The organism is Paracoccus mutanolyticus, from assembly GCF_003285265.1.
GTDB lineage: Bacteria > Pseudomonadota > Alphaproteobacteria > Rhodobacterales > Rhodobacteraceae > Paracoccus > Paracoccus yeei.
The window spans coordinates 1,947,438-1,972,365 of sequence record NZ_CP030239.1 but is presented as its reverse complement, the minus strand read 5'-3'; the positions used below and the strand labels follow the sequence as shown (position 1 = coordinate 1,972,365).

The 24,928-nt window shown below is 68.7% G+C and carries 26 protein-coding genes and 5 pseudogenes; 12 read left to right on the top strand and 19 right to left on the bottom strand.

Annotated elements, in window-relative coordinates; genetic code table 11:
* Nucleotides 1-116: 116 nt before the first annotated feature.
* Nucleotides 117-434 (top strand): DMT family transporter, encoded by a 318-nt coding sequence (locus DPM13_RS10680; RefSeq protein WP_028721145.1) that lies wholly within the window; start codon nucleotides 117-119, stop codon nucleotides 432-434.
* A gap of 125 nt (nucleotides 435-559) precedes the next feature.
* On the opposite strand, the gene urtE is transcribed toward DPM13_RS10680, so the two are convergent.
* From urtE to urtB, 4 genes and pseudogenes are all read right to left on the bottom strand, one after another.
* Nucleotides 560-1,270: an urea ABC transporter ATP-binding subunit UrtE gene (gene urtE, locus DPM13_RS10675; protein ID WP_112887995.1), complete on the bottom strand. Its 711-nt coding sequence runs from the start codon at nucleotides 1,268-1,270 to the stop codon at nucleotides 560-562.
* A 1-nt stretch (nucleotide 1,271) separates the two neighbouring features.
* Nucleotides 1,272-2,015, bottom strand: coding sequence for an urea ABC transporter ATP-binding protein UrtD (gene urtD, locus DPM13_RS10670; protein ID WP_112887994.1), 744 nt, complete (start codon nucleotides 2,013-2,015; stop codon nucleotides 1,272-1,274).
* Nucleotides 2,012-3,245: pseudogene (gene urtC, locus DPM13_RS10665) on the bottom strand (urea ABC transporter permease subunit UrtC). Before urtC ends, urtD begins: the two are co-directional and overlap by 4 nt.
* 1 nt (nucleotide 3,246) lies before the next feature.
* Nucleotides 3,247-5,080: pseudogene (urtB, locus tag DPM13_RS10660) on the bottom strand (urea ABC transporter permease subunit UrtB).
* On the opposite strand from urtB, the gene DPM13_RS23090 reads away from it, so the two are divergent.
* Complete coding sequence (locus DPM13_RS23090; RefSeq protein WP_223252653.1) at nucleotides 4,965-5,216, top strand: hypothetical protein; 252 nt, start codon at nucleotides 4,965-4,967, stop codon at nucleotides 5,214-5,216. The pseudogene urtB and the gene DPM13_RS23090 sit on opposite strands and share 116 nt — an antisense overlap.
* Here DPM13_RS23090 and urtA read toward each other — a convergent pair.
* From urtA to dapD, 6 genes are all read right to left on the bottom strand, one after another.
* Nucleotides 5,210-6,493, bottom strand: a complete 1,284-nt coding sequence (gene urtA, locus DPM13_RS10655; protein WP_112887993.1) for an urea ABC transporter substrate-binding protein — start codon at nucleotides 6,491-6,493, stop codon at nucleotides 5,210-5,212. The two genes, DPM13_RS23090 and urtA, sit on opposite strands and share 7 nt — an antisense overlap.
* Nucleotides 6,494-6,661: 168 nt before the next feature.
* Nucleotides 6,662-6,805: a peptidoglycan-binding domain-containing protein gene (locus DPM13_RS23085; protein ID WP_262983343.1), complete on the bottom strand. Its 144-nt coding sequence runs from the start codon at nucleotides 6,803-6,805 to the stop codon at nucleotides 6,662-6,664.
* A 140-nt stretch (nucleotides 6,806-6,945) separates the two neighbouring features.
* The gene (locus DPM13_RS10650) at nucleotides 6,946-7,911 is read right to left on the bottom strand and encodes a lytic murein transglycosylase (RefSeq protein ID WP_223251949.1); all 966 of its coding nucleotides are present in this window, start codon (nucleotides 7,909-7,911) and stop codon (nucleotides 6,946-6,948) included.
* Nucleotides 7,912-7,979: 68 nt separating this feature from the next.
* On the bottom strand, nucleotides 7,980-8,306 hold the full coding sequence (locus DPM13_RS10645) for a hypothetical protein (protein ID WP_112888755.1): 327 nt from the start codon (nucleotides 8,304-8,306) through the stop codon (nucleotides 7,980-7,982).
* A 110-nt stretch (nucleotides 8,307-8,416) separates the two neighbouring features.
* Nucleotides 8,417-8,671, bottom strand: a complete 255-nt coding sequence (locus DPM13_RS10640) for a GlsB/YeaQ/YmgE family stress response membrane protein (protein ID WP_112887992.1) — start codon at nucleotides 8,669-8,671, stop codon at nucleotides 8,417-8,419.
* Between the two features lie 68 nt (nucleotides 8,672-8,739).
* Complete coding sequence (gene dapD / locus DPM13_RS10635; RefSeq protein ID WP_080621679.1) at nucleotides 8,740-9,564, bottom strand: 2,3,4,5-tetrahydropyridine-2,6-dicarboxylate N-succinyltransferase; 825 nt, start codon at nucleotides 9,562-9,564, stop codon at nucleotides 8,740-8,742.
* A 92-nt stretch (nucleotides 9,565-9,656) separates the two neighbouring features.
* On the opposite strand from dapD, the gene DPM13_RS10630 reads away from it, so the two are divergent.
* Nucleotides 9,657-10,496: an LOG family protein gene (locus DPM13_RS10630; RefSeq protein WP_112887991.1), complete on the top strand. Its 840-nt coding sequence runs from the start codon at nucleotides 9,657-9,659 to the stop codon at nucleotides 10,494-10,496.
* A 670-nt stretch (nucleotides 10,497-11,166) separates the two neighbouring features.
* Here DPM13_RS10630 and rlmH read toward each other — a convergent pair.
* The 3 genes from rlmH to DPM13_RS10615 form a co-directional block, all read right to left on the bottom strand.
* The gene (gene rlmH / locus DPM13_RS10625) at nucleotides 11,167-11,634 is read right to left on the bottom strand and encodes a 23S rRNA (pseudouridine(1915)-N(3))-methyltransferase RlmH (RefSeq protein WP_112887990.1); all 468 of its coding nucleotides are present in this window, start codon (nucleotides 11,632-11,634) and stop codon (nucleotides 11,167-11,169) included.
* Nucleotides 11,635-11,646: 12 nt separating this feature from the next.
* Nucleotides 11,647-12,057, bottom strand: coding sequence for a ribosome silencing factor (gene rsfS / locus DPM13_RS10620; RefSeq protein ID WP_112887989.1), 411 nt, complete (start codon nucleotides 12,055-12,057; stop codon nucleotides 11,647-11,649).
* 124 nt (nucleotides 12,058-12,181) lie between these two features.
* Complete coding sequence (locus DPM13_RS10615) at nucleotides 12,182-12,427, bottom strand: hypothetical protein (RefSeq protein WP_028721158.1); 246 nt, start codon at nucleotides 12,425-12,427, stop codon at nucleotides 12,182-12,184.
* A gap of 397 nt (nucleotides 12,428-12,824) precedes the next feature.
* Between DPM13_RS10615 and leuC the strand changes: the two genes are divergently transcribed.
* Complete coding sequence (gene leuC / locus DPM13_RS10610) at nucleotides 12,825-14,261, top strand: 3-isopropylmalate dehydratase large subunit (protein ID WP_099648689.1); 1,437 nt, start codon at nucleotides 12,825-12,827, stop codon at nucleotides 14,259-14,261.
* On the opposite strand, the gene DPM13_RS10605 is transcribed toward leuC, so the two are convergent.
* Complete coding sequence (locus tag DPM13_RS10605; protein ID WP_223251948.1) at nucleotides 14,242-14,856, bottom strand: hypothetical protein; 615 nt, start codon at nucleotides 14,854-14,856, stop codon at nucleotides 14,242-14,244. The two genes, leuC and DPM13_RS10605, sit on opposite strands and share 20 nt — an antisense overlap.
* 87 nt (nucleotides 14,857-14,943) lie before the next feature.
* Here DPM13_RS10605 and leuD point away from each other — a divergent pair.
* Together leuD and DPM13_RS10595 are read left to right on the top strand one after the other, a co-directional pair.
* Nucleotides 14,944-15,544, top strand: a pseudogene (gene leuD / locus DPM13_RS10600) (3-isopropylmalate dehydratase small subunit).
* The gene (locus DPM13_RS10595) at nucleotides 15,535-16,572 is read left to right on the top strand and encodes an endonuclease/exonuclease/phosphatase family protein (protein ID WP_112887988.1); all 1,038 of its coding nucleotides are present in this window, start codon (nucleotides 15,535-15,537) and stop codon (nucleotides 16,570-16,572) included. Before leuD ends, DPM13_RS10595 begins: the two are co-directional and overlap by 10 nt.
* On the opposite strand, the gene mtgA is transcribed toward DPM13_RS10595, so the two are convergent.
* From mtgA to DPM13_RS10585, 3 genes are read right to left on the bottom strand one after another with little or no spacing between them, the layout of a single operon-like run.
* Nucleotides 16,569-17,234 carry a monofunctional biosynthetic peptidoglycan transglycosylase gene (mtgA, locus tag DPM13_RS10590; RefSeq protein WP_223251947.1) on the bottom strand — a complete coding sequence of 222 codons (666 nt, stop codon included), beginning with the start codon at nucleotides 17,232-17,234 and terminating at the stop codon, nucleotides 16,569-16,571. The genes DPM13_RS10595 and mtgA overlap by 4 nt on opposite strands.
* Nucleotides 17,186-17,335, bottom strand: a complete 150-nt coding sequence (locus DPM13_RS23080; protein ID WP_223251946.1) for a hypothetical protein — start codon at nucleotides 17,333-17,335, stop codon at nucleotides 17,186-17,188. Before DPM13_RS23080 ends, mtgA begins: the two co-directional genes overlap by 49 nt.
* A 58-nt stretch (nucleotides 17,336-17,393) precedes the next feature.
* A complete protein-coding gene (locus DPM13_RS10585) occupies nucleotides 17,394-18,014 on the bottom strand; it encodes a DUF1269 domain-containing protein (protein ID WP_112887987.1) in 621 nt (206 codons plus the stop codon).
* 170 nt (nucleotides 18,015-18,184) lie between these two features.
* Here DPM13_RS10585 and DPM13_RS10580 point away from each other — a divergent pair, with 170 nt between their 5' ends.
* From DPM13_RS10580 to DPM13_RS10570, 3 genes are read left to right on the top strand one after another with little or no spacing between them, the layout of a single operon-like run.
* Nucleotides 18,185-18,523 (top strand): antibiotic biosynthesis monooxygenase, encoded by a 339-nt coding sequence (locus tag DPM13_RS10580; RefSeq protein ID WP_112887986.1) that lies wholly within the window; start codon nucleotides 18,185-18,187, stop codon nucleotides 18,521-18,523.
* A gap of 3 nt (nucleotides 18,524-18,526) precedes the next feature.
* Entirely contained in the window at nucleotides 18,527-18,988 is a 462-nt protein-coding gene (locus DPM13_RS10575) for a hypothetical protein (RefSeq protein ID WP_112887985.1), read from the top strand.
* Nucleotides 18,940-19,572: a glycosyltransferase 61 family protein gene (locus DPM13_RS10570; protein WP_112887984.1), complete on the top strand. Its 633-nt coding sequence runs from the start codon at nucleotides 18,940-18,942 to the stop codon at nucleotides 19,570-19,572. The genes DPM13_RS10575 and DPM13_RS10570 overlap by 49 nt, the downstream gene beginning before the upstream one ends.
* 98 nt (nucleotides 19,573-19,670) lie before the next feature.
* Here the strand turns inward: DPM13_RS10570 and betC are convergent.
* Nucleotides 19,671-21,161 (bottom strand): annotated as a pseudogene (gene betC / locus DPM13_RS10565) (choline-sulfatase).
* A pseudogene (gene choX, locus DPM13_RS10560) lies at nucleotides 21,162-22,104 on the bottom strand (choline ABC transporter substrate-binding protein).
* Between the two features lie 181 nt (nucleotides 22,105-22,285).
* Here choX and fzlA point away from each other — a divergent pair.
* Genes fzlA through DPM13_RS10545 form a run of 3 tightly spaced genes read left to right on the top strand, consistent with a single transcriptional unit; the run spans nucleotide 22,286 to nucleotide 24,928 of the window.
* Nucleotides 22,286-22,966, top strand: a complete 681-nt coding sequence (gene fzlA, locus DPM13_RS10555) for an FtsZ-binding protein FzlA (protein ID WP_028721169.1) — start codon at nucleotides 22,286-22,288, stop codon at nucleotides 22,964-22,966.
* Nucleotides 22,947-23,990: a tRNA epoxyqueuosine(34) reductase QueG gene (gene queG, locus DPM13_RS10550; protein WP_112887983.1), complete on the top strand. Its 1,044-nt coding sequence runs from the start codon at nucleotides 22,947-22,949 to the stop codon at nucleotides 23,988-23,990. The genes fzlA and queG overlap by 20 nt, the downstream gene beginning before the upstream one ends.
* Entirely contained in the window at nucleotides 23,987-24,928 is a 942-nt protein-coding gene (locus tag DPM13_RS10545) for a DMT family transporter (RefSeq protein ID WP_028721171.1), read from the top strand. Before queG ends, DPM13_RS10545 begins: the two co-directional genes overlap by 4 nt.

The window sequence follows — 24,928 nt, the reverse complement described above, 5'->3', positions numbered from 1 at the left end:
GCGCGCGTGGCGGCGGCGCTTGTCCTTGGCCCCGGCCTGTTTCATAGTGGCGGCGGGGACGGCCCCACCATCACGGTCAAACGCGCGGGACGGCCCGGCAGGACAAGGATTGTGTCGTGGCCTGGTTCTATCTTTTCACCGCAGGCATCCTGGAAATCGTCTGGGCCTTCGCCATGAAGAAATCGGCGGGCTTCACCCTGCTGGTGCCCAGCATCGTCACCTTGGTCGGCATGGTGGCCAGCTTCGGCCTGCTGGCGCTGGCGATGCGCTCGCTGCCGCTGGGGACGGCCTATACGGTCTGGACCGGCATCGGCGCGGTCGGCGCCTTCGTGCTGGGCGTCCTGCTGCTGGGCGAGGGGCTGAGCCCCGGACGGGTTCTGGCGGCGGCGCTGATCGTTGCGGGGATCGCGATGATGAAGCTGTCTAGCCCCTGACGCGTCCGACGCACGGTGTACGCCCTGTGTACGCGCGGTGTACGCATGTCACAGGCGGTTTTCGTTGCATTTGAATGGCTTGGGCCGGGGGCGTTGCGCCCCCGGCGCACGCTTGTTGCGCGCCCTCAGGCCGCCGCGCCCAGTCCCGCCAGCCGCGCCTTGAGCGTGTCGCGCGCCACCTCCGCGCGGCTGCCCGAGATAACCGCCCGGCCCCGCTCCAGCATCAGGAAGCGGTCGCCCAGGTCATAGGCGAAGTCGAAGAACTGCTCGACCAGCACGATCGCCATGTCGCCCCTGTCGCGCAAGCCCTTGATGACGCGGCCGATCTGCTGGATGATACTGGGCTGGATGCCCTCGGTCGGCTCGTCCAGCAGCAGGACGCGCGGCCGCGTGACCAGGGCCCGGGCGATGGCCAGCTGCTGCTGCTGGCCGCCCGACAGATCGCCACCGCGCCGGTGGCTCATCTCGGCAAGCACCGGAAAGTGCTGGAAAATCTCCTCGGGCACCTGGCGTTCGCCGCGCGGCAGCAGGCCAAAGCCGGTCTCGAGGTTCTCGCGCACGGTCAGCAGCGGAAAGATCATCCGCCCCTGCGGCACATAGGCCAGGCCGCGCGCCGCCATGGCTTGGGCGTTGACGCGGCCCAGCTCCTCGCCATTCAGCCGCAGGCTGCCGCCCGACCGCGGGTGGCTGCCGGACAGGACCTTGAGAAGGCTGGTCTTTCCGACGCCGTTGTTGCCCATGACGCAGGTGACCTCGCCCGGCCGGGCAATCAGGTCGACGCCGTAAAGGATCTGGCTGCCGCCGTAATGCAGCGTGATTCCGGTCGCTTCCAGCATGTCAGCCCCTTCCCAGATAGACTTCGACAACCTGTGGATTGGCGGTGACGTGGTCCAGGCTGCCCTCGGCCAGGACCGAGCCTTCATGCAGCACGGTGACCTTGCACTCCAGCCGCCGCACGAAATCCATGTCATGTTCGACCACCACCACCGCGTGCCGCTGCGCCAGCCGGCGCAGCAGGGTCGTGGTCTGTTCCCGCTCGGCCAGGGTCATGCCGGCGGCCGGCTCGTCGACCAGCAGCAGGCGCGGTTTCTGCGCCAGCAGCATCCCGATCTCAAGCCATTGTTTTTGCCCGTGGGACAGCTCTCCGGACTTGCGGGAAAGCTGGTCGGCCAGCCCCACCTCGGCGGCCAGCTCCGCCACCCGCGCCACGCTGTCGGCCGATGGTTTCCACCACAGCACGCTGAACGGGCCCCGCGCCGCCTTCAGCGCCATGGTCAGGTTCTCGGCCACGGTCTGGTCCTCGAAGACCGTGGGGCGCTGGAACTTGCGGCCGACGCCGGCTCGGGCGATTTGCGCCTCGTTCATCTTCAGCAGGCTGCGCGACGTTTCGCCCCACAGGACCTGGCCTTCGTCGGGCCGGGTCTTGCCGGTCACGATATCCATGAAGGTGGTCTTGCCGGCACCATTGGGGCCGATGATGGCGCGCAGCTCGCGTTCGGCGATGGCGAAGCTGAGGTTGTTGATCGCCCGGAACCCGTCGAAACTGACCGAGATTCCGATGACTTCCAAAAGCGCGCTCATTCCGTGGCCTCGCGTTCCTGCAATGCGCCCATGTCGGGGCCAAGGGGGGCGCCGCCGCGTTTCGGGGGACGCAGCCCTTCCAGCAGGTCGACCAGCCCGGCGATGCCCTTGGGCGCGAACAGCGTGACCAGCACGAAGGACAGGCCCAGCAGCACCTGCCACCAGTCCACCCATTTCACCGTATAGAAGCCCAGGTTCAGGTCGGGCGCGCGGCCCCCGGTGAACCAGCTGGACACCAGCGAGACGAAGACCGCCCCGATCGCCGCGCCGTAAAGCCGGCCCCGGCCGCCGATCGCCACCCAGACCGCCAGATAGATCGAGGCGATGGGGGCAAGCTCGGCCGGGTTGATGATGCCCGCCTGCGGATAGTAAAGCGCCCCGGCGATGCCCGTGATGACGGCCGCCAGCACGAAGATCACCAGCTTGTAGCCCTCGACCGAATAGCCCAGGAAGCGGACCCGCGCCTCGTCGTCGCGGATGGCGCGGGCGACGCTGCCGAACTTGCCGGACGCCACCCAGGCGATCATGAGATAGCCCAGTCCCAGCGCCAGGGCCGAGGCCCAGAGGAACCAGACCGACAGCCGTTCCTGCCCCACGCCCTCCAGCCCCGGGATGTTCTGCAACCCCGACAGCCCGTTGTTGCCGCGCAGGCCGGAATCGTTCTGGAACAGGTAAAGCGCCAGGGCCAGCGTCATCGCCTGGGTCAGGATCGACAGGTAGACCCCGTTCACCCGCGAACGGAAGGCCAGCCAGCCAAAGACCAGCGCCAAGAGCCCCGGCACCAGCACGACCAGCGCCAGCTGGCCGATGAGCGAGCCCGACAGCGCCCAGATCGCCGGGAACTGGTCCGAGCCCACGACGCCAAAGATCTGCGTGGCGACGGCCTGGGAAATCTCGGCCTCGGTCGGCGGGATCGGCAGGTTCGCCAGCGATCCGGTGACGATGCCCTCGGTCCGGGCGACCATCAGCCACATGCCGATCATGTAGCCGCCAAGCGCAAAGAACGCCATTTGGCCCAGGGACAGGATGCCGACATAGCCCCAGACCAGATCCATGGCGACGGCGGCCAGCGCCAGGCACAGGGTCTTGCCCAGCGTCTTGACCATGCTGGTGGAAATCGGCGCCCGTGCCATAGCCCGCCGACAGCATGGTGACGGCCAGGGTAAAGACCGCGAGCACAGCCAGGAACACCAGGATCGAGGGATGGCGAAGCACCAAGGGTTTGCGCATGTCAGGCCCCCACGGCGGCGCGGCCCCGGGCGGCGATGATGCCGCGCGGCCGGAACTGGATGAAGATGATGATGAACAGGATCATGTAGGTCTGCGCGGCCAGCGTGTTGGCGGGGTTCAGCCACTCGATCCCCTTCTGCAGGAAGCCGATCAGCGCGGCGCCGGCGAGCGTGCCCCAGATGTTGCCGACCCCGCCCACGACGACCGTCATGAAGCTTTGCACGATGTAGTCGCTGCCCAGTTCGGACGTGACCTTAGCGAACAGGCCGATGGCCACCCCGGCGATGCCGGCGATGCCGGAACCCAGGCCGAACGTCAGCATGTTGATGCGGTCGGGGCTGATGCCCATGCTGGCCGCCATGCCGGGATTCTGGGTCACGGCCCGCACCTCGAGCCCCAGCCGGGTGCGGTTCATGATGAACAGGTAAAGCCCCAGGAACACCAGCGCGAGGACAAAGATCGCGATGCGGATATAGCTGACCCCGACGATGTCGTTCAACGTCCAGGCCCCGTCCAGCCAGGCGGGCGCGGTTAGCGGCCGCGCCTGCGTGCCGAAGATGTTCTTGGCCAGCTGTTGCAGGGCGATGCTGACGCCGAAGGTCGCAAGCAGCGTTTCCAGCGGGCGCTTGTAGAGGTGGCGGATCACCAGCCGCTCGAGCGCGACGCCGGCGGCGAAGGTGACGATAAAGGCCAGCGGCAGCGCCACGACCAGCGACAACGTTCGGTCGGCGATGAACTGCTGCGTCACATAGCCGGTATAGGCGCCCATCATGATGAATTCGCCATGTGCCATGTTGATGACGCCCATCACGCCGAAGGTGATGGCCAGGCCGATGGCCGCCAGGAAATAGATCGAGGCGAGCGACAGCGCGTCCAGCGACAGGTCGGCGGCCTGCATCAGGCCGATGCGCGCCTGCGTCCCGCGCAGGGCGGCGCGGGCGGCGTCGGTGACGGTCTGGTCAGGCTCGGCATAGACGTCCAGGAAATGAAAGCGGTCAAGCGCGGCGGTCACCTCGTCCTCGCTGGCGGCGGGCTGGACGAGGCCCTGGCTCTCCAGCGCGGTCCAGGCGCGGTCGCGGGCGGCATCATGGCCCAGCTGCGCCAGGGGAACGCCGCCGACCATGCCGCCCTGGATGTGCTGGGCCAGCATGGCGCGTTCGGCCTGGGGGGTCAGGCGGGCGGGGGCAAGCCCGGCCTCGACCAGCATGGCATAGGCGGCATCGCGCGAGATGTCGTCGCCCGGGCTCAGTTCCGCCGCGACATTGGCGCCCGGCGGGACGCTTTCCAGCGCCACGCGGCGGGTCGCCAGGATCGGGTTCAGGGCGGCGCGGAAATCAAGCCCCGTGTCGCCGCCAAAGCCTTCGATGGCGGCGATCCGCGCCGCCGGGTCGGGGTCGTGCTGGATCGTCAGCAACCGTTCCAGCCGCGCCTTGCGGGCGGCCAGGCCAGGGTCGGGATCGTCGAGCGCCGCGCGCAGCAGGGCAAGCTGGCTGGCGTCGGCGCGGCGCGACAGCGCATCCAGCGCCTGGGCCCGGCGCGCCGGATCGGGGTCCGACAGCGCCGCCCCCGCCAGCGCGTCCGAGATCACCCCCCGCACGCCCGAGTTCGGCCGCAGCAGCGTCACTTCGGCCGAGGGCAGGTCGGCCCCGGTCGCGGCATCGGTCAGCCGGTCGCCATCGACGTCGAGACGCCCGACGGATTTTGCGCGACCAGACGTCGATGACACAGGCGCATAGCACCGTGCCCTGCCGGCCGGTCGCGGCGATGGCCTGGACCACCGGGCCGATGCTTTGGCGCGAGGGCTTTTCGATCTGGCCGCGATGCTGGGCGATCACCGCCCCCAGGTCGGGGGCCTGGGCCGCAGCCGGCAAGGCCAGCGCCATGAGCGCCAGGGCAATGAAAATGAAGCGCATGAAATCCTCGCGACCCGGAAAGGGGGGCGGCGGGCGCCGCCCCGTCAGCGGTCAGTAGTTCGACTTGACCTGCACGCAGGCGTTGGTTTCGGTGTTCCACATGCCGCATTGCTTGCCCGGCCAGTCGCTGTCGAGCTTGGCGCTTTCGGGCAGGAAGTCGGTCCAGGCGTCGCCCGGCACCTCGGGGGTCTGGCTGACGATGTCGAACTGGCCATCCTCGCGGATCTCGCCGATCAGCACGGGCTTGGTCAGGTGGTGGTTCGGCAGGACCTTGGCCGTGCCGCCGGTCAGGTTCGGCACCTCGACGCCGACGATGGCATCGAGCACCTTGTCGGTGTCGGTGCTGCCGGCCTTTTCCACCGCCGCGACCCAGGCGTTGAAGCCGATCATGGTGGCCTCCATCGGGTCGTTGGTCACGCGCTTGTCGTCGCCGGTGAACGTGTGCCAGCCATCGATGAAGGCCTTGTTTTCGGGGGTGTCAGCGGATTCGAAATAGTTCCAGGCCGCCAGGTGCCCGACCAGGTTCGCGGTATCCAGACCCGCCAGTTCCTCCTCGCCCACGGAAAACGCCATGACCGGGATGTCGTCGGCCGAGACACCCGCCGCCGCCAGTTCCTTGTAGAAGCCGATGTTCGCGTCGCCGTTGATGGTCGAGACCACGCCGACCTTCTTGCCATCCGCGCCAAGCGCCACCACGTCGGCGACGATCTTGGACCAGTCGGAATGGCCGAAGGGGGTGTAATTGACGAAAATGTCCCCCGCCGCAACGCCCTTGCCCTTCAGATAGGCGTCCAGGATGTTGTTCGTGGTGCGCGGATAGACGTAGTCGGTGCCCAGCAGCGCCCATTTCTCGACGCCCAGTTCCTCCATCATGTAATCGACCGCCGGGATCGCCTGCTGGTTCGGGGCGGCGCCGGTATAGATCACGTTCTTGGACGACTCCTCGCCCTCGTATTGCACGGGATAGAACAGCAGCCCGTTCAATTCCTCGATGACCGGCAGGACCGACTTGCGGCTGACGCTGGTCCAGCAGCCAAAGATCGCGTCCACGCCGGTCACCGAGATCAGCTCGCGCGCCTTTTCCGCGAACAGCGGCCAGTCCGAGGCCGGGTCCACCACGACCGCCTCGATCTTCTTGCCCAGGACGCCGCCCTTGGCGTTCTGCTGGTCGACCATCATCAGCACGGTGTCCTTCAGCGTGGTTTCCGAAATCGCCATCGTGCCCGACAGCGAATGCAGCACGCCGATCTTGATCGTGTCGTCCTGTGCCCAGGCGGCGCCCGCGCAACCGGCCAGAATGGCAAGACCGGCGCAGGCACTGGTGAACGTGTTCATCCCTGTTTCCCTCTTGTTGGTGCCGCATGACGGCAAGGGGATCAGGGCAGGAAACGGGCGGCGCTGCCACGTTCCGGGGCAGTTTGCGCGCAAGGCTTTGTTAGTTGCCCGGTTTTTGGTCCATGCCGGATGCAGATGGCCGAAAACCGGGCGACGGTGGTGCGCGCCTTATCCGCGCAGCAGCGCCAGCAGGTTTGCGTCGGCATAGCCGTCCGGCACCATCCCGCGCGAGCGCTGGAAGCCCTTGACCGCCTCGACCGACTTCGCGCCCAGCTTGCCGTCGGCGCCGCCGGTGTCGAAGCCGCGCGCCATCAGCAGGCGCTGGATCTCGGCCTTTTCGCTGCGACAGGGTGCGGTCGCCGCGCGGCCAGGCGCCTGGATGCCCGGGCGCCCGGCAATCGCGTCGCCCAGGAAGCTGACCGCCAGCGCATAGCTGTCCGAGGCGTTGTATTTCAGGATCGCCCGGAAGTTCGCGTGATCAGGAAGGCCGGCCCCCGCGCCCCCGCCGGCGCGATGATCGCGCCCGAGGGCACCGGCCGGCCGCTTGCCGTCCTGACCCCCATCGCGGTCCACTGGCTGCCCGATTTCTCGACCGACTTGCTGACCTGGTTGTAGTCGAAGCCCGAGGGCAGGATCACCTCGGCCCCCCAGGGCTGGCCGGGCTGCCAGCCGTTCTGGCGCAGGTAATGCGCGGTCGAGGCCAGCGCGTCGGTCGGATCGTCCGACCAGATGTCGCGCCGCCCGTCGCCGTTGAAGTCGGCCGCATGCGACAGGAAGGAACTGGGCATGAACTGGGTGTGCCCCATGGCGCCCGCCCAGCTGCCCACCATATGGGCGCTGTCCACGTCGCCCGCCTGGATGATGCGCAGCGCGGCGACCAGTTCGCCGGCAAAGAACTCGCCCCGCCGCCCGTCATAGGCCAGCGTGGCCAGGGCCGGCACGATGGGCGTGCTGCCCCGGCCCGCCCCGAAGTTCGATTCCATCCCCCAGACGGCCAGCACGATCTCGCGCGGGACGCCGTAGCGCGCCTCGATGGCGGCCAGCGTGGACGCGTATTGCGCCGCCTTGGACCGGCCGGTCCCGACGCGGGTGCCGATGGCTCCGTCCAGATAGTCCCAGATCGGCTTGGAGAACTCGGATTGCTTGCGGTCCAGCGCGATCAGGCTGGGCATGAAATGCGCCTGCCCCATCGCGCCGTCAAAGACCTGGGGCGAAATCCCGGCGGCCAGCGCCCGGGGGCGGAAGCTGGCGACCCAGGTCTGGAACCCGGCCTCGGACCCCTGCCCGTTCGCGGTCGGAAGCCCGCCGAAATAGCCGCCACCCAGGGCGCCGGGCGACTGGTTCATGGATGCGCCGCAGCCCGCCAGCGCCAGGGTCAGCAGCCCGGTGGCCGCCATGCGATAGATGCCTTTGTTCATGCCTGTCCTTGCCCGCGCTCTTGTTATGGTTGCGGGCAGTCTAGCGCAGGCCGCGCCGGGTGGATAGGTCAGTCCTGATCGGGAAACAGGGGCTCCATCTGGGCCACGATCACCGCGTTCTCGGCCAGCGCGCGGTCCATCAGGCCCCGCTCCTCGGTCGGGATCTCATGCCCCTCGGCCAGGCGTTCGTCGATGCTGCCGTGGCCCGTCACCTCAAGCGGCGCAAGGCCCGCCTGCTTGAGGAGGGCGACGGTCTCGCGCACCGCCTCGTCCTCGTCCCGGCCCGAGGCGTAGCAGACCAGCGCCGCGCCCGTCGCGCCCTCGGGCAAGCCGTCGTCGGCGGCGCGTCCGACCTGGACCAGAAGCGTATAGACCTGTTGGCTGGCGTTCGTCATCGCGTCCTTCCCATCGTCCTTGCCGGATGTGACAGGCCCCGGCCCGATGCGCAAGGCGGCAAAAAGGGCGGCCCGGCAGGACCGCCCCGTTTCGATCAGCCCGCAGGGGCTTAGCTGTTGCGTCGCAGCACCCGGCCCAGCCAGATCAGCACGCAGGCGCCGATCACGCCGACCACAAGCTGCCCGAGCCAGCCCCCCAGGGTCGAGCCGAGCAGGGTGACGAAGATGAAGTTCATCAGCACCGCGCCCAGGATCCCCAGGATGATGTTCAGCAAAAGCCCGTGTTCGGACTTCATCAGGTTTTCCGCGATCCAACCCGCCAGAGCGCCGACGATGATCGCGGCGATCCATCCCATTCCTTCCATATTCCCTTCCCCTTCATAAGGTTGTCTTGGTCGGGCAACGCTGAAGCGGGCGGCGCGGTTCCGCGTCCTCAGTCGCGCAGAAGCTCGTTGATCGAGGTTTTCGACCGCGTCTGCGCGTCCACCCGCTTGACGATCACTGCGCAGTACAGGTTCACGCCGTTCTTGGACGGCATCGAGCCCGCGACCACGACCGAACCCGCCGGCACCTCGCCATACATGACTTCGCCGGTCTCGCGGTCCACGATCTTGGTCGATTTGCCGATGAACACGCCCATGCCCAGGACCGAGCCTTCGCGCACGATGCAGCCCTCGACCACCTCGGAGCGGGCGCCGATGAAGCAGTTGTCCTCGATGATGGTCGGGCCGGCCTGCATCGGTTCCAGCACGCCACCGATGCCGACGCCGCCCGACAGGTGGACGTTCTTGCCGATCTGCGCGCAGGACCCGACCGTGGCCCAGGTATCGACCATGGTGCCTTCGTCGACATAGGCGCCCAGGTTCACGAAACTGGGCATCAGGACCACGCCCCTGGCGATATAGGCCGAGCGGCGCACGACGCAGTTCGGCACGGCGCGGAACCCGGCCTCGCGCCAGCGCGCATCGTCCCAGCCCAGGAACTTGCTGTCCACCTTGTCCCACCAGCCGCCGCCCTGCGGACCGCCCGACTGCATCTCCATGTCCTTCAGGCGAAAGCCCAGCAGCACGGCCTTTTTCGCCCACTGGTTCACATGCCAGTCGGCGCCGCGCTTTTCGGCCACGCGCAGGACGCCCTTGTCCAGCGCCTCGAGCGTCGCCTCGATGGCATCGCGGGCCTCGCCCCGGGTGTCGGGGGTGATCCGGTCGCGGGTCTCCCAGGCGGATTCGATGGCGGCTTCTAGGGCGTCATTCGACATGGGTCTGGCCTCTCTCGGGTGGAAACTGTCACGCAAGGGCTATAAGCCCAGGGGTGCGGTCGCGCAATCCGCGCCGCCTGCCAGAGGTTTCGATGATCGACGAAGACGAGCGCGCCCACCCGTTCCGCGACAGCCAGCAGGATGCCGCCGCCATCCGGCAGGTGCCCGACACGCCCCAGACCCGCGCTCCGGCCTATCGGCTGGCCTTTACCGACAACGAATTCCTGCTGCGCGAGGAATTGCGCCCGGTGCGGCTGCAGTTGGAGCTGCTGAAGCCGCAGATGATCATGGATGCCCTGGGCGTGCGTTCGACCATCGTCATGTTCGGCGGCGCGCGCATCCCCGCCCCCGAGGCGCGGGCCGGTGCGCGCACCCCCGTCCTGGCCGAACTGTCCCGCTATTACGAGGAAGCGCGGATCTTTGCCCGGCTGATGACGCGGCGCAGCCTGGAGAGCAAGGGCGCCGAGAACGTGATCTGCACCGGCGGCGGCCCCGGCGTGATGGAGGCGGGCAACCTGGGCGCGGCCGAGGCCGGGGGCGTCTCCATCGGCCTGTCGATCGTGCTGCCGCACGAACAGGCGCCGAACGCCTATGTGACGCCGGACCTGTGCTTCAACTTCCACTATTTCGCGATCCGCAAGATGCATTTCCTGATGCGGGCGCGGGCGGTCACGGTGTTCCCCGGCGGCTTCGGCACCATGGACGAGATGTTCGAGGCGCTGACCCTGATCCAGACCGGCCGGATGACGCGGGTGCCCTTCATCCTGTTCGGCAAGGAGTTCTGGGACCGGGTGATCGACTGGCAGGCCCTGGCCGAGGCCGGCACCATCAGCCCCGAGGACCTGGACCTGATCAGCTTTGTCGATACGGCCGAGGAAGCGCTGGCGATCATCGACGCCTGGCCCGATCCGGATGCCCGATCCGGGGCCTGAGGCCTAGGCGGCCACCAGGCCACGAAGTCGTTCCTGTCCACGCCCTCGCCCGGCAGCGGCGCGCCCGAACGCAGCGCACCGCTGCGATCGACGGCGTGGGTCAGTTCGGGCTGCATCTGCGGGACCTCGTCGCCCGCTGCGGGGCGGACGACGATGGCCCGCGTTCAAGCGCGCGGGCAAAGGCCGGACGCTCGGTAGTGCCTTGAGATAGTCGATGACCTCGGCGCGGAACGCGGCCTGATCCAGGGGCGTGTCGGCATCGGCCGCCATCGCGCGGGCGCGGGCCAGCGCGGCCTCGGCCTCGGCGCGGATGCGCGCCTCGAGCGCGGGGTCTTCGCTCCCAGCCGCTCGATGGCATCGTCCTGAGCCGGAAGCCGTCGCGGGGCGCGGTGTCGTCCCGGGACCCGGCCTGGTCGCGGCCGGGCCGCAGCCCGACATCCTCCTCGCCCGGGCGGGTGGCTTCGGGGGGCACCACAACGCGGTCGGGGCTGACGGAAAGGTCCCGCGCCGCGCCCGGGGCGGGGGCCAGGGCCGGAACCGGAGAAGAGCTGCTGATCGAAGGCGAGGCCATGCCGAAACCCGGGAATCATCGTGCGGACAGGATCATGTTAACCCTCGTCGCGCGATTTTAACCCATTGTTAAGGTTAAATATTCCTAAAGTTTTAACGATCAGGCGCGGTGATAGGGGCTGCCGGCCAGGATGGTGGTCGCGCGATAGATCTGTTCGGCCAGCATGACACGCACCAGCATATGGGGCCAGACCATGCGGCCCAAGCTGACCGACAGCGCGGCGCGGGCCCGCAGGGCGGGGTCGATCCCGTCGGCGCCGCCGATGACGAAGGCGATGTCGCGAGCCTGGTCCCGGAACCCCGCGATCCGGTCTGCGAATTCCGGCGAGGTCAGCATCTGGCCGCGTTCGTCCAGCGTCACCAGCGCCGCATCGGAGGGAATGACCCGATCCAGCAGCGCCGCCTCGGCCGCCATGCCGCCGCCGCGCTTGTCCTCGACCTCGGCGATGGTCACGGGGGGCAGGCCCAAGGCGCGGCCCGCCTTGGCGTGACGGTCGAGATAATCGGCGATCAGCGCCGCCTCGGGGCCCTGCCGCAGCCGCCCGACCGCGGCAATGACCATCCGCATGCGTCCGGCCCGTCAGCCCTGCGGGCGGTGGGCGGCTTCGTCGGCGGCGTGATCGGCGCGCAGCCTGTCCAGCGTGGCCGAGCGCAGCGCATCCGCCGGCATCCACATCTTTTCAAGCTGATAGAACTCGCGCACCTCGGGGCGGAAGACATGGACGATCACGTCGTCGGTGTCGATCAGCACCCAGTCGCCGGTGTCCTTGCCTTCGACGCGGGCCGAGCGGCCGGTCTGCTCCTTCAGACGCTCGACCAGCTTTTCCGCGATCGACGCGACCTGGCGCGCGTTCCGGCCCGAGGCGATCACCATATGGTCGGCCATGGCTGAACGGCCGCGCAGGTCGATGGTCACGACCTCTTCGGCCTTGTCGTCGTCGAGCGAGGCAAGAATGCGATCCAGAAGCTGATCGCTGGTCAGCCCGGGCATCGCGGCGGTCGCAGCCGGTGCAGTCACCGGCGAGACGGTATTGGACAGGGGTTCATCCTCCGGTCATCGCGCCGCTCTCCCCCGGCGCCGGGGCCCTTATAATGTAGCATGGAATTGCCCCGGCTCAATGCGGGGCGGCCAGATTTGTGGGCAGGACGCGGGCCGCGGCCTGGACCCGGCAGGCCGACAGCGGAAGATTATCCCATGTTTCCGGGCATTTGACCAGGCCTTCGGCCCAGGCCAGCCGGTCGGTTTCCAGCCGCAACAGTTGGCGCGCGCGTTCCGCCGGGGTTTGCGCGACGAAGACGGCAAGCGTGAAGAGCGCGGCGCAAAGCAGCGGAAACGCCCGCAGGAAAATACGAATCATCATGGCAGATCACCTTTCGTCCGGGCTTGACCATAGGGACTGGATGCCAAGAATGAATTAACAGAACCGTGCCCGCCGCGTGACCGAAAGCTCATCGGGGCGTCCGCACCGGGCGTACACCGCGCGTACACAGGGCGTACACCGCCGGTCCTCCGCCCCGGCTGCCATATTGCCTGATGGCGAAAACCGGCGTAAAATGGCGCTCATGCAAGGATTCGTCTATTTCGACATCCATGACCGCGCCCGGCTGCCGGGTCGGTTCTACGGCGAAAGCCTGTCCGTCACCGCCCGACTTTGACGGCAGCGGGCGCATGCTTGTGCGCGCCCCTGGGACACCCCCCCGACAGGCGGGCGGCCCGATCCATGACCCCACCAGCTACTCTTTCGGAAAGAGAAAGCCATGACAGGCACCATGAACGCGGGCGCGCCCCGCACGCTGTACGACAAGATCTTTGACGCCCATGTGGTCGAGCGGGCCGAGGACGGCACCTGCGTGCTGTACATCGACCGCCACCTGGTCCACGAAGTGACCTCGCCCCAGGCCTTCGAGGGGCTGCGCATGGCCGGGCGCAAGGTGCGCCGGCCCGACCAGACCATCGCCGTGCCGGACCACAACGTGCCGACCACGCCTGACCGCGTGAACGGGATCGAGAACCCCGAGGGCCGCATCCAGGTCGCGGAGCTGGACAAGAACGCCCGCGAGTTCGGCCTGAACTATTACCCGATGAGCGACATCCGCCAGGGCATCGTGCATATCGTCGGCCCCGAACAGGGCTGGACCCTGCCCGGCATGACCGTCGTCTGCGGCGACAGCCACACCGCGACGCATGGCGCCTTTGGGGCGCTGGCGCATGGCATCGGCACCTCCGAGGTGGAGCACGTCCTGGCCACCCAGACGCTGATCCAGAAGAAATCGAAGAACATGAAGGTCGAGATCACCGGCCGCCTGATGCCCGGCGTCACCGCCAAGGACATCACGCTGGCGGTGATCGGCAAGACCGGCACCGCCGGCGGCACCGGCTATGTCATCGAATATTGCGGCGAGGCGATCCGCGCCCTGTCGATGGAAGGCCGCATGACCGTCTGCAACATGGCGATCGAGGGCGGCGCCCGCGCCGGGCTGATCGCGCCGGACGAAAAGACCTTCGAATACTGCATGGGCCGCCCGCATGCCCCCAAGGGCGCGGCCTGGGAAGCCGCCGTCGCCTGGTGGAAAACGTTGTTTTCCGACGAGGGCGCGCATTGGGACAAGGTCGTCACCATCCGCGGCGAGGACATCGCCCCGGTCGTGACCTGGGGCACCTCGCCCGAGGACGTGCTGCCGATCACCGCCGTCGTCCCCGCCCCCGAGGATTTCGAGGGCGGCAAGGTCGAGGCCGCGCGCCGCAGCCTGGACTATATGGGCCTGAAGCCCGGCACGCCGCTGGAGGAGATCAAGATCGACGCGGTCTTTATCGGGTCCTGCACCAACGGCCGGATCGAGGACCTGCGCGCCGCCGCCGGCATCCTGAAGGGCCAGAAGCTGGCGCCGGGCGTGCGGGGCATGGTCGTCCCCGGCTCGGGCCTGGTCCGCATGCAGGCCGAGGAGGAGGGCCTGGACAAGATCTTCACCGATGCCGGCTTCGAATGGCGGCTGGCGGGCTGTTCCATGTGCCTGGGCATGAACCCCGACCAGCTGGCGCCGGGCGAGCGCTGCGCCGCGACCTCGAACCGCAACTTCGAGGGCCGCATGGGCCGGGGCGGGCGCACGCATCTGATGTCGCCGGTGATGGCGGCGGCGGCGGCGATCAGGGGCCACCTGACCGACGTGCGCGCGCTTATCTCTGAAACGGTCTGACGGCGGCGGGGCGGGGCGCGCTGTCCCGCCCCGCCAGCCACAGGGCATTGACGGCGATCAGGAAAAGCCCCGCGTTCTCGAACCAGAAGTTGAACGGGAGACGCGCGAAATCCATGCTGATGAGTTGGTCCACGTGATGAAAGCCCACCGCCCGCACCAGGACGAAGCCGCAGAGCACGGCAAGGCCCAGAAGGGCCAGCCCGTTCATGCGCAGCCGTCCCTTGAGCGAACGGAGCGCGACTGTCAGGACCAGCACCACCAGCAGGATGAGGCCCGCGATGAAGCCCAGCTGCACCAGAGCGCGGTTGTCGTACCAGCCCTGGGCATGGGCCATGCAGCGCCCGGTCGCGGTCAGCGCGGTCTGCAGGTCGAGCTGCTTGTTCAGCGCCAGAAAGCCCATCAGCGGCGCGATGCCCAGCCACAGCCCGCGCGCGGCCTGGGGCGGCCGGCGGGTCAGCACCCGCACCGCCAGAACCATGCACAGCAGATAGGCCAGGACCGTCAGCCAGCCCGTCACCTCCGGGTCGCCGATGGCGGGCGTCCAGTCGCGGGACACGCAGGCGCGCAGCGCCGCGAAACTTGCAAAGCCAAACATATGAAACATCCTTGCGGCGGAACTCGGAAACCGGCGCGAAAAGGTTAACGGCCGCAGGGGCGGCCAGTCAATTCCACGAGGACATCCATGGACAAGTTCACCACCCTGACCGGCATCGCGGCCCCCATGCCGCTGGTCAACATCGACACCGACATGATCATCCCCAAGCAGTTCCTGAAGACGATCCATCGTTCGGGCCTGGGCAAGAACCTGTTCGACGAGATGCGCTACAACCCCGACGGCAGCGAAGTCCCGGATTTCGTCCTGAACCAGCCGGCCTATCGCCAGGCCGAGATCATCGTGGCGGGCGACAATTTCGGCTGCGGGTCGTCGCGCGAGCACGCGCCCTGAGCGCTGCTCGATTTCGGCAGCCGCGCGGCTGACCAGCTTTGCCGACAACTTCTTCAACAACTGCTTCAAGAACGGCATCCTGCCCATCGTCATGCCGCCCGAAGTGGTCGAGGTGCTGATGGAGGATGCCCGCAAGGGCGCCAACGCGCGCATGACGGTCGATCTGGAAAACCAGACCGTGACGACCTCGGACGGGCAGAGCTTTCCGTTCCAGGTGGACCCGTTCCGCAAGCACTGCCTGCTGAACGGGCTGGACGACATCGGCCTGACCATGGAAAAGGCCCCCGCCATCGACGCCTACGAGGCGCAGATGGCCCAGAGCCGGCCTTGGGTCTGATCCGGCTGATCGCGCTGCTGTCGGCGCTGGCCGCCCCGGCGGCCTGGGGCCAGCCGCTGCGGATCGCCACGTTCGACCCCGGCCTGTCGCGCGACGGGCCGGGGCTTTTGTTGCGCGATCTTGGCCGCAAGGACGCGCAGATCGACGCGGTTCTGGGCGTGATCGCGGCGGTGCGGCCCGACATCCTGCTGCTGACCGGCTTTGACTGGGACCACGAGGGGCGCGCGCTGGCCGCCTTTCGCGCCCGGCTGGCGGCGGCGGGGGTGGACTACCCTCATGCCTTCGCCGGGCGGCCGAACGCGGGCATGGTCACCGGGCTGGACATGGACGGCGACGGGCGGCGCGGCACGCCCGACGACCGGCAGGGCTTTGGCCGGTTTTCGGGCCAGGGCGGCATGGTCCTGCTGTCGCGCCACCCGATCGGGCCGGTCACGGATTACAGCGGTTTCCTGTGGCGCGACCTGCCCGGCAACCGGATGCCCCCGGCCCCGCCCGAGGTGGCGGCGGTGCAGCGCCTGCCTTCGGTGGCGCATTGGGATGCGGTGGTGACGGTCGGCGGGCGGGGGCTGCATGTGCTGGCGATGGCGGCCTCGCCCCCGGCCTTCGGGCGGGGCGAGCGCAACATCGGGCGCAACCACGACGAGCTGGCCTTCTGGCTGGGGCACCTGCCGGACGCGCCCTTCGTGCTGGCGGGCAAGCTGAACATGGATGCCCTTGACAGCGCGGGCGACCCGGGCGCGCTGGCGCGGATCATGGCGCGGGTGCAGGACCCCCTGCCCCGCAGCGAAGGCGGGCGGCGCGCCGGCGCGCTGGGGGTGAACGCGGCGCAGAAGGGGGACCCGGGGCTGGACACCGGCGACTGGCCCGACGACAGGCCGCCGGGCAACCTGCGGGTGGATTACGTCCTGCCGGGCAAGGAGCTGGGCGTTCTGGGCGCGGGCGTCCACTGGCCCGAGGACGGGACCGCCGAGGCCGCGTCCAGCCATCGGCTGGTCTGGGTGGACATCGACTGGCCCCTAGCGCCCTAGCGGCCGGGCGGCAGCAGCACCAGGCAGCTGTCGCGCCCGTCGGCCTGGATGGTGCGCGCGCCCGAGACGATGGCCCGGGTCCGGGCCGAGCCGGTCTGCGGGTTGCGCGTCTTGGGCGCGGGCAGGATCGAGGCCAGCGCCGCCGCCTGCGCCATTGTCAGCCGGTCGGGGGTGGTCTTGAAATAGTGCTGCGCCGCCGCGTGGACGCCGAAGACGCCGCGCCCGAACTCGGCCAGGTTCAGATAGACCTCGACGATGCGGCGCTTGGACCAGAGCGCCTCGATCATCGGGGTGTAGAGCGTTTCCAGAGCCTTGCGCGGCCAGCTGCGGCCCTGCCACAGAAAGACGTTCTTGGCGGTCTGCTGGGTGATGGTCGAGGCCCCCCGGCTGGAGCCCGAGGCGATGACGCGGCGGATCTCGACCATGTCGAAGCCCCAGTGGCGGCAGAAATTGGCGTCCTCGGCGGCGACGACGGCGCGCACCATCTGGGGAGCGATGTCGTCGATGTCGGTCCACTGCCGTTCGGCGCGGCCCGGGAATTCGCGCTGGCCGGCGATGATGGTCCAGCTGGTCGGCGGGTTCACGACCGAGAACAGCAGGACCAGCGCCGCCATCAGCGCCAAGAGCGCAGCCCGATCCGGCGCAGCCAGCCGGCCAGCCACCAGGCGCCCCGGCGCAGCGGGCGCAGGCGGCGGCGGGCCCTTGGCGCATCGCTCTGGGCCAGGGCCTCGGGGTCGGGAAGGGTGTCGCTGCGGCGGGGCATGGCCGCGTCCTGTCACGGCCAGCCCCTTTGCGTCAAGCGTCCCGCGCCCGCGCCCCCGTCACGAGGACGAGGCGAAGCCCGAAGAGCTGGTGCCCTGGCCCGAGGTGGGGGCGGTTTCGGATTCCGCCGCGGTGGCGCCGGAGGCGGGGGCGGTGTCGGCCGCCGGAACCCCGAGCGCGCTGCCGAGCTTGCCGCCGGCGAAGGCCTCGCGCAGCCGCTCCTCCTGGGCGTCGGGCAGCGAGGTCTGCAGCACGCGGCCGCGCAGGCGGAAGCTTTCCAGCCGCGCCAGCACCTTGTCGGCCGTCATCTTGCGCACCAGGATGAACACCGCCGAGCCGCCGGGCGGGATCGACTGGCCGAGGCTGCGCATGAAGTCGTCGTTGATCCCGACATCGCTGAGCTTGCCCGCGATCGCCCCCGAGGCCGCGCCGACCGCCGCGCCGAGCAGCGGGTTCAGGAACAAAAGCCCGACCAGCGTGCCCCAGAAGCCGCCGCCCACCGCGCCGGCGGCGGTCAGGTTCACCGCCTGGTGCAGCTGGATGTCTTCGGCCGAGGGACGGGTGACGACCACCGCGTCCTCGAGCTGGATCAGGTATTCGGTCTGCATCTTGACCAGTTCGCTGCGCAGCTCGAAGCCCGTCGCCTCGTCATCGAAGGCAATGACCACAAGATCGGACACGCTGAAAATCCTTTCGGTTGTGCGGCGGGGATCGCCGCGAGGGAACACCCGGGCCCTGACCGGGTTTCGTTGACACAGGCACCGTTGCGGCCCTTCGCCCTTGTCTCGGCCCGGCGTTATGGTGCCAAATGCAAGCGTCGCTCGCCAGACCCATTGACCGAGGAGTTTTCATGTTGATCCAGCTTGTCCAGTTCGAGGTGCGCCCCGGCCAGCGGGACGCCTTTGTCGCGGCCTTCCGGATCAACTGGGAGGGGACGCGGGCCGAGCCGGGCAACATCCGCTTCGACCTGCTGGCCGACCCCGAGGACGAGAACCGCTTCCATTGCTACGAGATCTTTGCCGACGAGGCGGCGCTGGACGCCCATCGCGCGACCGAGCATTACCGGCGCTGCGTCGAGCTGATCGGGCCGCTGACCACGGGCAGCCGCAGCAAGCGGTTCTTTTCCCCGGTGCTGGTCGAGGGGGCGGCCGGGGAGTGGGCGGCCGAGAGCACGGGGGACCGCGCCTGAGCCATGCCCAACCCCCTGCGCCCCTATAGCGCGCGCCTGCGCAAGCTTGCCCGTCGCCCCGAGCCGCATTTCACCGACGGCGCCATCGAGACCTGGGAGGAGGCGCCGGCCTCGACGCTGGTGTTCCGCCCCTCGGTCAGCCTGCCGGGCCAGGTCGGCCGCATCCGGGCCAGCGTCTTCGCCACCCTGCCCGAGACCATCGAGGCGCTGACCCGCGACGGCGAGGCCTGGGAAGGGCCGACCATGGGCTGGCGCTTTCGCGACGTCGACCTGGTGGACGGGGTGCTGTACCGGCCCGGAGCCGAGCTGCATCTGCGCAGCCGCCGGAACCGGCTGGGGCTGGCGTTCCAGCCCCGGGACGGTCAGCGCGGCGCTTTACGAGACCTGGACCCGAACCGCTGGTTCGGAAGCTGGCTATGGCGGGCTGGGCCTGGCCCCTGGCGCAGGCGACCGGCATGGCGATGACCACGGCCCCTGCCCCCGCGCCGAACAGCCATGCCGCGCGCTACGAGGCGTTGCTGGGCGTGACCCCGGGCCGCATCGCGGGCGACGTGCATTTCGACGAGCTGGTGCTGTTCGGCGATCTGTCGAACAACGCCGACAAATGGCGCCGCCAGCGCGAACTGCGCGACCGGCTGCTGGCCGGGCGCAGCCCCGCGCCGGTGCCGGGCGTGTTCCTGCTGCGCGGGCGCGGCGGCGACCTGCGGCTGCTGCGCAACGAGGCTGAACTGGCCGAGCGGCTGGAGCGCGAGCGCGGCTTTCTGGTCATCGACCCGCTGAAGGTCACGGCGGACGACCTGATCGAGGCCTGCGGGAACGCCCGCGCCATCGTCGGCGTCGAGGGCAGCCATCTGGTCCACGGCATCAACGTCGCGCCCCCGGACGCCGCCATCGTGCCGATCCAGCCGCCCGACCGGGTGGCCGCCACGCTGAAGCAGCTGTCCGACCGGCTGGGCCAGCGTTACGGCCTGCTGGTGGCCGAGGGCAACGACACGGTTTTCACCCTCGACTGGAGCGATCTGGCGCGGACGCTGGACCTGTTCGACTGAAGCGTTCCGAGGACGGCGCGGGGTCGGGAGGGTATTTGGGCAACAAGGAAACCCTGCCGTGTTGCCCTGCCCGGGCGACCCGCGCGCTTCGTCCGGCCCTATTCCCCGCGCGGGAAGCGCTTGGATTCTTCCAGCACGTTCAGGTCCATGTGGTTGCGCATGTAGCGTTCGGAGGCCTGCATCAGCGGCTGGTGGTCCCAGGGGAAATAGGCGCCGTTGCGCAGCGCCTCGTAGACCACCCAGCGGCGGGCCTGGCTTTCGCGCACCTCGGCGTCATAGGCGTCGAGATCCCAGCGGTCGGCCGCCATCGCCCGCAGGCGGTGCAGCACCGGGGCGCAGGCGGGGTCGCGGCGCGGTTCACCTGTTCGGCGGGATCCGGCCAGGTTGAAGAGCAGCAGGACTGACTGCATGACTCGGCAGGAGAGTAATCACTCCCGTCGCGCGGCAGACCAGCGGCGCGATGCTGCCCTCGGCCGCGTATTCCATCGCCACCGGGCCGCGGTCGGCCGCGCCGCGCGCCAGCGAGCGGCCGTCGGTCCAGGGCATCACCTCGTCCATCGAGATGCCGGCGAGGTCGCAGAGCGTCGGCAGCACGTCGATGGTCGAGACGGGCGTGTCGACGCGGCCGGGCGCCATGCCGGGGGCGGCGATCATCAGGGGCACGCGGGCCGAGGGTTCGAAGAAGTTCATCTTGAACCACAGGCCGCGCTGGCCCAGCATCTCGCCGTGGTCGGACAGGAAGAGGACGATGGCCTCCTGCCGGGTGCGCGTGAGCACGTCCATCAGCTCGCCCAGCTTGTCGTCGATATAGCTGATGTTGGCGAAATAGCCCTGGCGCGCGCGGCGGATGTGGTCGGGCGTGACGGTCAGGCCGCGCCAGTCGCAGGCGTCCATCAGGCGCTGCGAATGGGGGTCCATGTCCTGGTAGTCCATGCCTGCGGGCGGTTCGAGTTCCGGGATGCCGTCGTAAAGGTCCCAATACTTGCGCCGGGCGACGAAGGGTTCGGTGGCGGATGGGTGAAGCTGTCTCAGCAGTGCGATGCAGGGAAAACGCGCTGCATTTTTATTAGAGTTGAAAATGGACTTGTCGTCAACGTCGTCGCCGTATTCGTACTGGTTGGTGATCTCGGCCATGCCGGCGCCGTGACGGAGCCGAGGTTATGATACCACCAGTCGATCCGCTCGCCCGGCTTGCGGTAGTCGGGGGTCCAGCCGAAATCGGCGGGATAGATGTCGGTGGTCAGCCGCTCCTCGAACCCGTGCAGCTGGTCGGGGCCGACGAAATGCATCTTGCCCGACAGGCAGGTGTGATAGCCCGCCCGGCGCAAGTGGTGGGCATAGGTCGGGATGTCCGAGCAGAACTCGGCCGCGTTGTCATAGACCCGGGTGCGGCGGGGCAGCTGGCCCGACATGAAGCTGGCCCGGCCCGGGGCGCAAAGCGGGCTGCCGGTGTAGCAGTTCGCATAGCGCGTCGCGCGTCCGGCCAGCGCCCGCAGGTGCGGAACATGCAGGAAATCGGCGGGGCCGTCGGGGAACAGGACCCCCGACAGCTGGTCCGCCATGACGATCAGGATATTGGGTCGTTTCACTTATTCCACCGAGGCGAGGACTGCATCCGCGCCGGGTTTTCCATCCAGAGTGGTGACGCCGTCAAGCCATGCTTTCGCCGCATCGGGATTGGCCTTGATCCAGTCCTTCGCAGCATCGGTCGCATCCGCGCCCTCGTCCAGGATCTTGCCCATCAGCTGGTTTTCCTGGTCCACGGTAAAGACCATCTGCCGGAAGAGCTTGGCGACATTCGGGCAGGCCGCGACCCATTCCTTGCGGGCGACGGTGTGGACGGTGGCGCCGCCGAAGTTCGGGCCGAACTCCTCGTCCCCGCCCGACAGGTAGGTGATCTTGAGGTTCACGTTCATCGGATGCGGCGCCCAGGCCAGAAAGACCGAAGGGGTGCCCGCGCCGTCGTTGCGCGCAACCTGCGCCAGCATCGCCTGTTCGCCCGATTCGACCAGTTCCCAGTCGCCCAGGCCGAACTTGTCCTCGGCGATCATCTTGGCGATGGACTGGTTCGCGGGGGCGCCGGGCTCGATGCCGTAGATCTTGCCCTGGAAGGCGTCCTTGTGCGCGTCGAGATCGGCGAAGTCCTTGACGTTCAGATCCTTGGCGGCGTCGGTCACGGCCAGGGTGAACTTGGCGCCCTCGAGGTTCTGGACCAGCACCTCGGTCACGCCCGAGGCGTCGAGGTCGTCGCGGAACTTCTGCTGCCGGCATCCAGTTGCCCAGGAAGATGTCGGTGTCGCCCTGCTTGAGCGCCTCGTAGCCGACGGGGACGGACAGGGTGGCGACGTTGGGCTTGTAGCCGAGGCCGGTCAGCACGGCGGTGGCGACGCCGTTCGTGGCGGTGATGTCGGTCCAGCCCGGGTCGGACAGGCGGACGGTTGCGCATTGCGCCGGGTCCTGGGCCAGGGCCGGCAGGGCGGCGGCGGCGGTCAGGAGAGCGGCGGCGGCGGTGATCCTTGCGCTTCGGGTCATGGCGTTCCTCTGCTGTTGGGCGGGCCTTGGCGCCCGGCACTGGCGGACATCAGCCCACAGCCCGCAGCGGCACGCAAGCGGTTTCCGGCGGGCGGGCGCGTGCGCCACCCATCCCGGTTGAAACCCGGGCCCCCGAGGCGTATCAGACGGGATGGTTCGCGACAAAGCCGGTTTTCCCCAGATGAACAGTCAGTCCACGATTCGCCTTTACCACATTGCGCTGTCGCCGTTCTGCCGCAAGGTGCGGCTGGTGCTGGCCGAGAAGCGGATCGAGGTCGAGCTTGTCGAGGACCGCTACTGGGAGCCGGGCTCGGAAATCTGGCGCCGCAACCCGGCGGGCAAGCTGCCGGTCTTGCGCATGGACGGCCGGCTGCTGGCCGAAAGCCAGGCGATCTGCGAATACCTGGACGAAAGCGTCCCGACCCCCGCGCTGATGCCCCATGCCGCCATCGACCGCTACGAGGTGCGACGGCTGTGTTCCTGGTTCGACGACAAGTTCAACGCCGAATGCACCCGCCCGGTGATGAACGAGCGGGTCTGGAAGAAGGTCATGCGCGCCGGATACCCCGACAGCCGCACCGTCAAGGCCGGCCTCTCGGCCATCCGCTATCACATGGACTACATGAAATCGCTGCTGGAGCACCGGCGCTGGCTGGCGGGCGACGTGATGACGCTGGCCGATTTCACGGCGGCGGCGCATATTTCCTGTCTCGACTACATCTCGGACGTGGACTGGACCCATTCGACCGAGGTGCAGGAATGGTATGCCAAGATCAAGTCGCGCCCGGCCTTCCGCAGCCTGCTGGCCGACCACCTGCCGGGGGTGCACCCGGCGCCGCATTATGCGCTGCTGGATTTCTGACCCGGCCGAGATCCGTTCGCGGCTGACCGAGCAGGCCCGGGCCGAGGGGTTTTCGGCCCTGGGCATCTGCGCCCCCGACGCCAACCCGCAGCTGCCCGAACGGCTGGCGGCGTTCCTGGAGCAGGGCCGCCACGGCCAGATGGACTGGATGGCGGATCGCGCGCATTGGCGTGCCGATCCGTCCGCGCTGTGGCCCGAGGCGCGGTCGGTCATCATGCTGGCCGAGCTTTACACCCCGGGCCACGACCCGCTGGCGGTGCTGGACCAGCGTGATCGCGGCGCGGTCAGCGTCTATGCCCAGGGCCGCGATTATCACGACCTGGTCAAGAAGCGGCTGAAGCGGCTGGGCGGCTGGCTGGTCAACCTGACCGGGTGTGAGATCAAGGTGTTCGTGGACACCGCCCCGGTGATGGAGAAGCCGCTGGCGCAGGCGGCGGGGCTGGGCTGGCAGGGCAAGCACACCAACCTTCTGTCGCGGGACCTGGGCAGCTGGTTCTTCCTGGGCGCGATCTTCACCACGCTGGAGCTGCCCCGCGACGCACCCGAGCGTGAGCGGTGCGGGTCCTGCCGCGCCTGCCTGGACGCCTGCCCGACCGGCGCCTTTCCTGCGCCCTATCAGCTGGATGCGCGGCGCTGCGTGTCCTATCTGACGATCGAGCATCGCGGCCCGGTCGATCCCGAACTGCGGCCCATGCTTGGGAACCGCATCTATGGCTGCGACGACTGCCTGGCGGCCTGTCCGTGGAACAAGTTCGCGCAAGAGGCCAGCGAGATGCGCTATCACGGCCCGCATGGCGCGCCGGCGCTGGCCGAGCTGGCGCAGCTGGACGATGCGGCGTTCCGAGCGCGTTTTTCGGGCAGTCCGATCAAGCGGATCGGGCGCGACCGCATGGTTCGCAACGTGCTTTACGCCATCGGCAATTCGGGGCTTGCACATCTGCGGCCCTTGGCTGAAGCCTTGCGCGATGATCCCGATCCCGCGGTCGCCGACGCGGCCGGCTGGGCCTGCGAACGGTTGCCATGATCCCGACCCAATCAAGCCCGCTGCGCGGCATCCTGCTGAAAAGCCTCAGCGTCGTCGTGTTCACGGTGATGTCGTCCCTGGTCAAGGCCACCGCCGGGGGCGCGCTGCCGATTCCGCCGGGGCAGCAGATGTTCTTCCGCTCCTTCTTTGCCATCCCGGTCATTCTGGTCTGGCTTGCGATGCGCGGGGAACTGGGCGTCGGCCTGCGCACGCACCGGCCGATGGGGCATTTCTATCGCGGGCTGGTCGGCAGCGCCGCCATGTGCATGAGCTTCTGGGCCTTGGCGCTGCTGCCCCTGCCCGAGGTCACGGCCATCGGCTATGCCGCGCCGCTGCTGACCGTGATCCTGGCCGCGATGTTTCTGGGCGAGCCGGTGCGCCTGTTCCGCCTGTCGATGGTGGCGCTGGGCCTGCTGGGGGTGGTGATCGTCTTGTCGCCCCGGCTGGGCGCCGGCGTCACGGGCGACCCGCGCCACAGCCTGGGTGCGGTCGTCACGCTGACCGGGGCGGCCTGCACCGCCATGGCCATGATCTTTGTGCGCAAGCTGGCGCAAGAGGAGCGTACCTCGGCCATCGTGTTCTGGTTTTCGGTCACCTCGACGCTGCTGGGCCTGCTGACGCTGCCGTTCGGCTGGGTCATGCCCGACGCGGGCACCCTGGCCATGCTGGTCGCGATCGGGCTGCTGGGGGGCGTGGCGCAGATCCTGCTGACCTCGGCCTATCGCTATGCCGATGCCTCGCTGATCGCACCCTTCGACTATGTGTCGATGGTGCTGGCGCTGCTGATCGGCTGGTTCGTCTTTGCCGAGGCCCCGACCGGCGCCATGCTGGCCGGCGCCGCCCTGGTCATCCTGGCGGGCATCCTGATCATCTGGCGCGAACGCCAGCTGGGGCTGGAGCGCAACCGCCAGCGCAAGGCGATGACGCCGCAGGGCTAG

Coding starts and splice junctions, on each gene's coding strand:
- urtE (WP_112887995.1), bottom strand. CDS start 1,270: ATGCTGGAAGCGACCGGAATCACGCTGCATTACGGCGGCAGCCAGATC.
- urtD (WP_112887994.1), bottom strand. CDS start 2,015: ATGAGCGCGCTTTTGGAAGTCATCGGAATCTCGGTCAGTTTCGACGGG.
- DPM13_RS23090 (WP_223252653.1), top strand. CDS start 4,965: ATGACACAGGCGCATAGCACCGTGCCCTGCCGGCCGGTCGCGGCGATG.
- urtA (WP_112887993.1), bottom strand. CDS start 6,493: ATGAACACGTTCACCAGTGCCTGCGCCGGTCTTGCCATTCTGGCCGGT.
- DPM13_RS23085 (WP_262983343.1), bottom strand. CDS start 6,805: ATGGCGCGCGGCTTCGACACCGGCGGCGCCGACGGCAAGCTGGGCGCG.
- DPM13_RS10650 (WP_223251949.1), bottom strand. CDS start 7,911: ATGAACAAAGGCATCTATCGCATGGCGGCCACCGGGCTGCTGACCCTG.
- DPM13_RS10645 (WP_112888755.1), bottom strand. CDS start 8,306: ATGACGAACGCCAGCCAACAGGTCTATACGCTTCTGGTCCAGGTCGGA.
- DPM13_RS10640 (WP_112887992.1), bottom strand. CDS start 8,671: ATGGAAGGAATGGGATGGATCGCCGCGATCATCGTCGGCGCTCTGGCG.
- dapD (WP_080621679.1), bottom strand. CDS start 9,564: ATGTCGAATGACGCCCTAGAAGCCGCCATCGAATCCGCCTGGGAGACC.
- DPM13_RS10630 (WP_112887991.1), top strand. CDS start 9,657: ATGATCGACGAAGACGAGCGCGCCCACCCGTTCCGCGACAGCCAGCAG.
- rlmH (WP_112887990.1), bottom strand. CDS start 11,634: ATGCGGATGGTCATTGCCGCGGTCGGGCGGCTGCGGCAGGGCCCCGAG.
- rsfS (WP_112887989.1), bottom strand. CDS start 12,057: ATGCCCGGGCTGACCAGCGATCAGCTTCTGGATCGCATTCTTGCCTCG.
- DPM13_RS10615 (WP_028721158.1), bottom strand. CDS start 12,427: ATGATGATTCGTATTTTCCTGCGGGCGTTTCCGCTGCTTTGCGCCGCG.
- leuC (WP_099648689.1), top strand. CDS start 12,825: ATGACAGGCACCATGAACGCGGGCGCGCCCCGCACGCTGTACGACAAG.
- DPM13_RS10605 (WP_223251948.1), bottom strand. CDS start 14,856: ATGTTTGGCTTTGCAAGTTTCGCGGCGCTGCGCGCCTGCGTGTCCCGC.
- DPM13_RS23080 (WP_223251946.1), bottom strand. CDS start 17,335: ATGCCCCGCCGCAGCGACACCCTTCCCGACCCCGAGGCCCTGGCCCAG.
- DPM13_RS10580 (WP_112887986.1), top strand. CDS start 18,185: ATGTTGATCCAGCTTGTCCAGTTCGAGGTGCGCCCCGGCCAGCGGGAC.
- DPM13_RS10575 (WP_112887985.1), top strand. CDS start 18,527: ATGCCCAACCCCCTGCGCCCCTATAGCGCGCGCCTGCGCAAGCTTGCC.
- DPM13_RS10570 (WP_112887984.1), top strand. CDS start 18,940: ATGGCGGGCTGGGCCTGGCCCCTGGCGCAGGCGACCGGCATGGCGATG.
- fzlA (WP_028721169.1), top strand. CDS start 22,286: ATGAACAGTCAGTCCACGATTCGCCTTTACCACATTGCGCTGTCGCCG.
- queG (WP_112887983.1), top strand. CDS start 22,947: ATGCGCTGCTGGATTTCTGACCCGGCCGAGATCCGTTCGCGGCTGACC.
- DPM13_RS10545 (WP_028721171.1), top strand. CDS start 23,987: ATGATCCCGACCCAATCAAGCCCGCTGCGCGGCATCCTGCTGAAAAGC.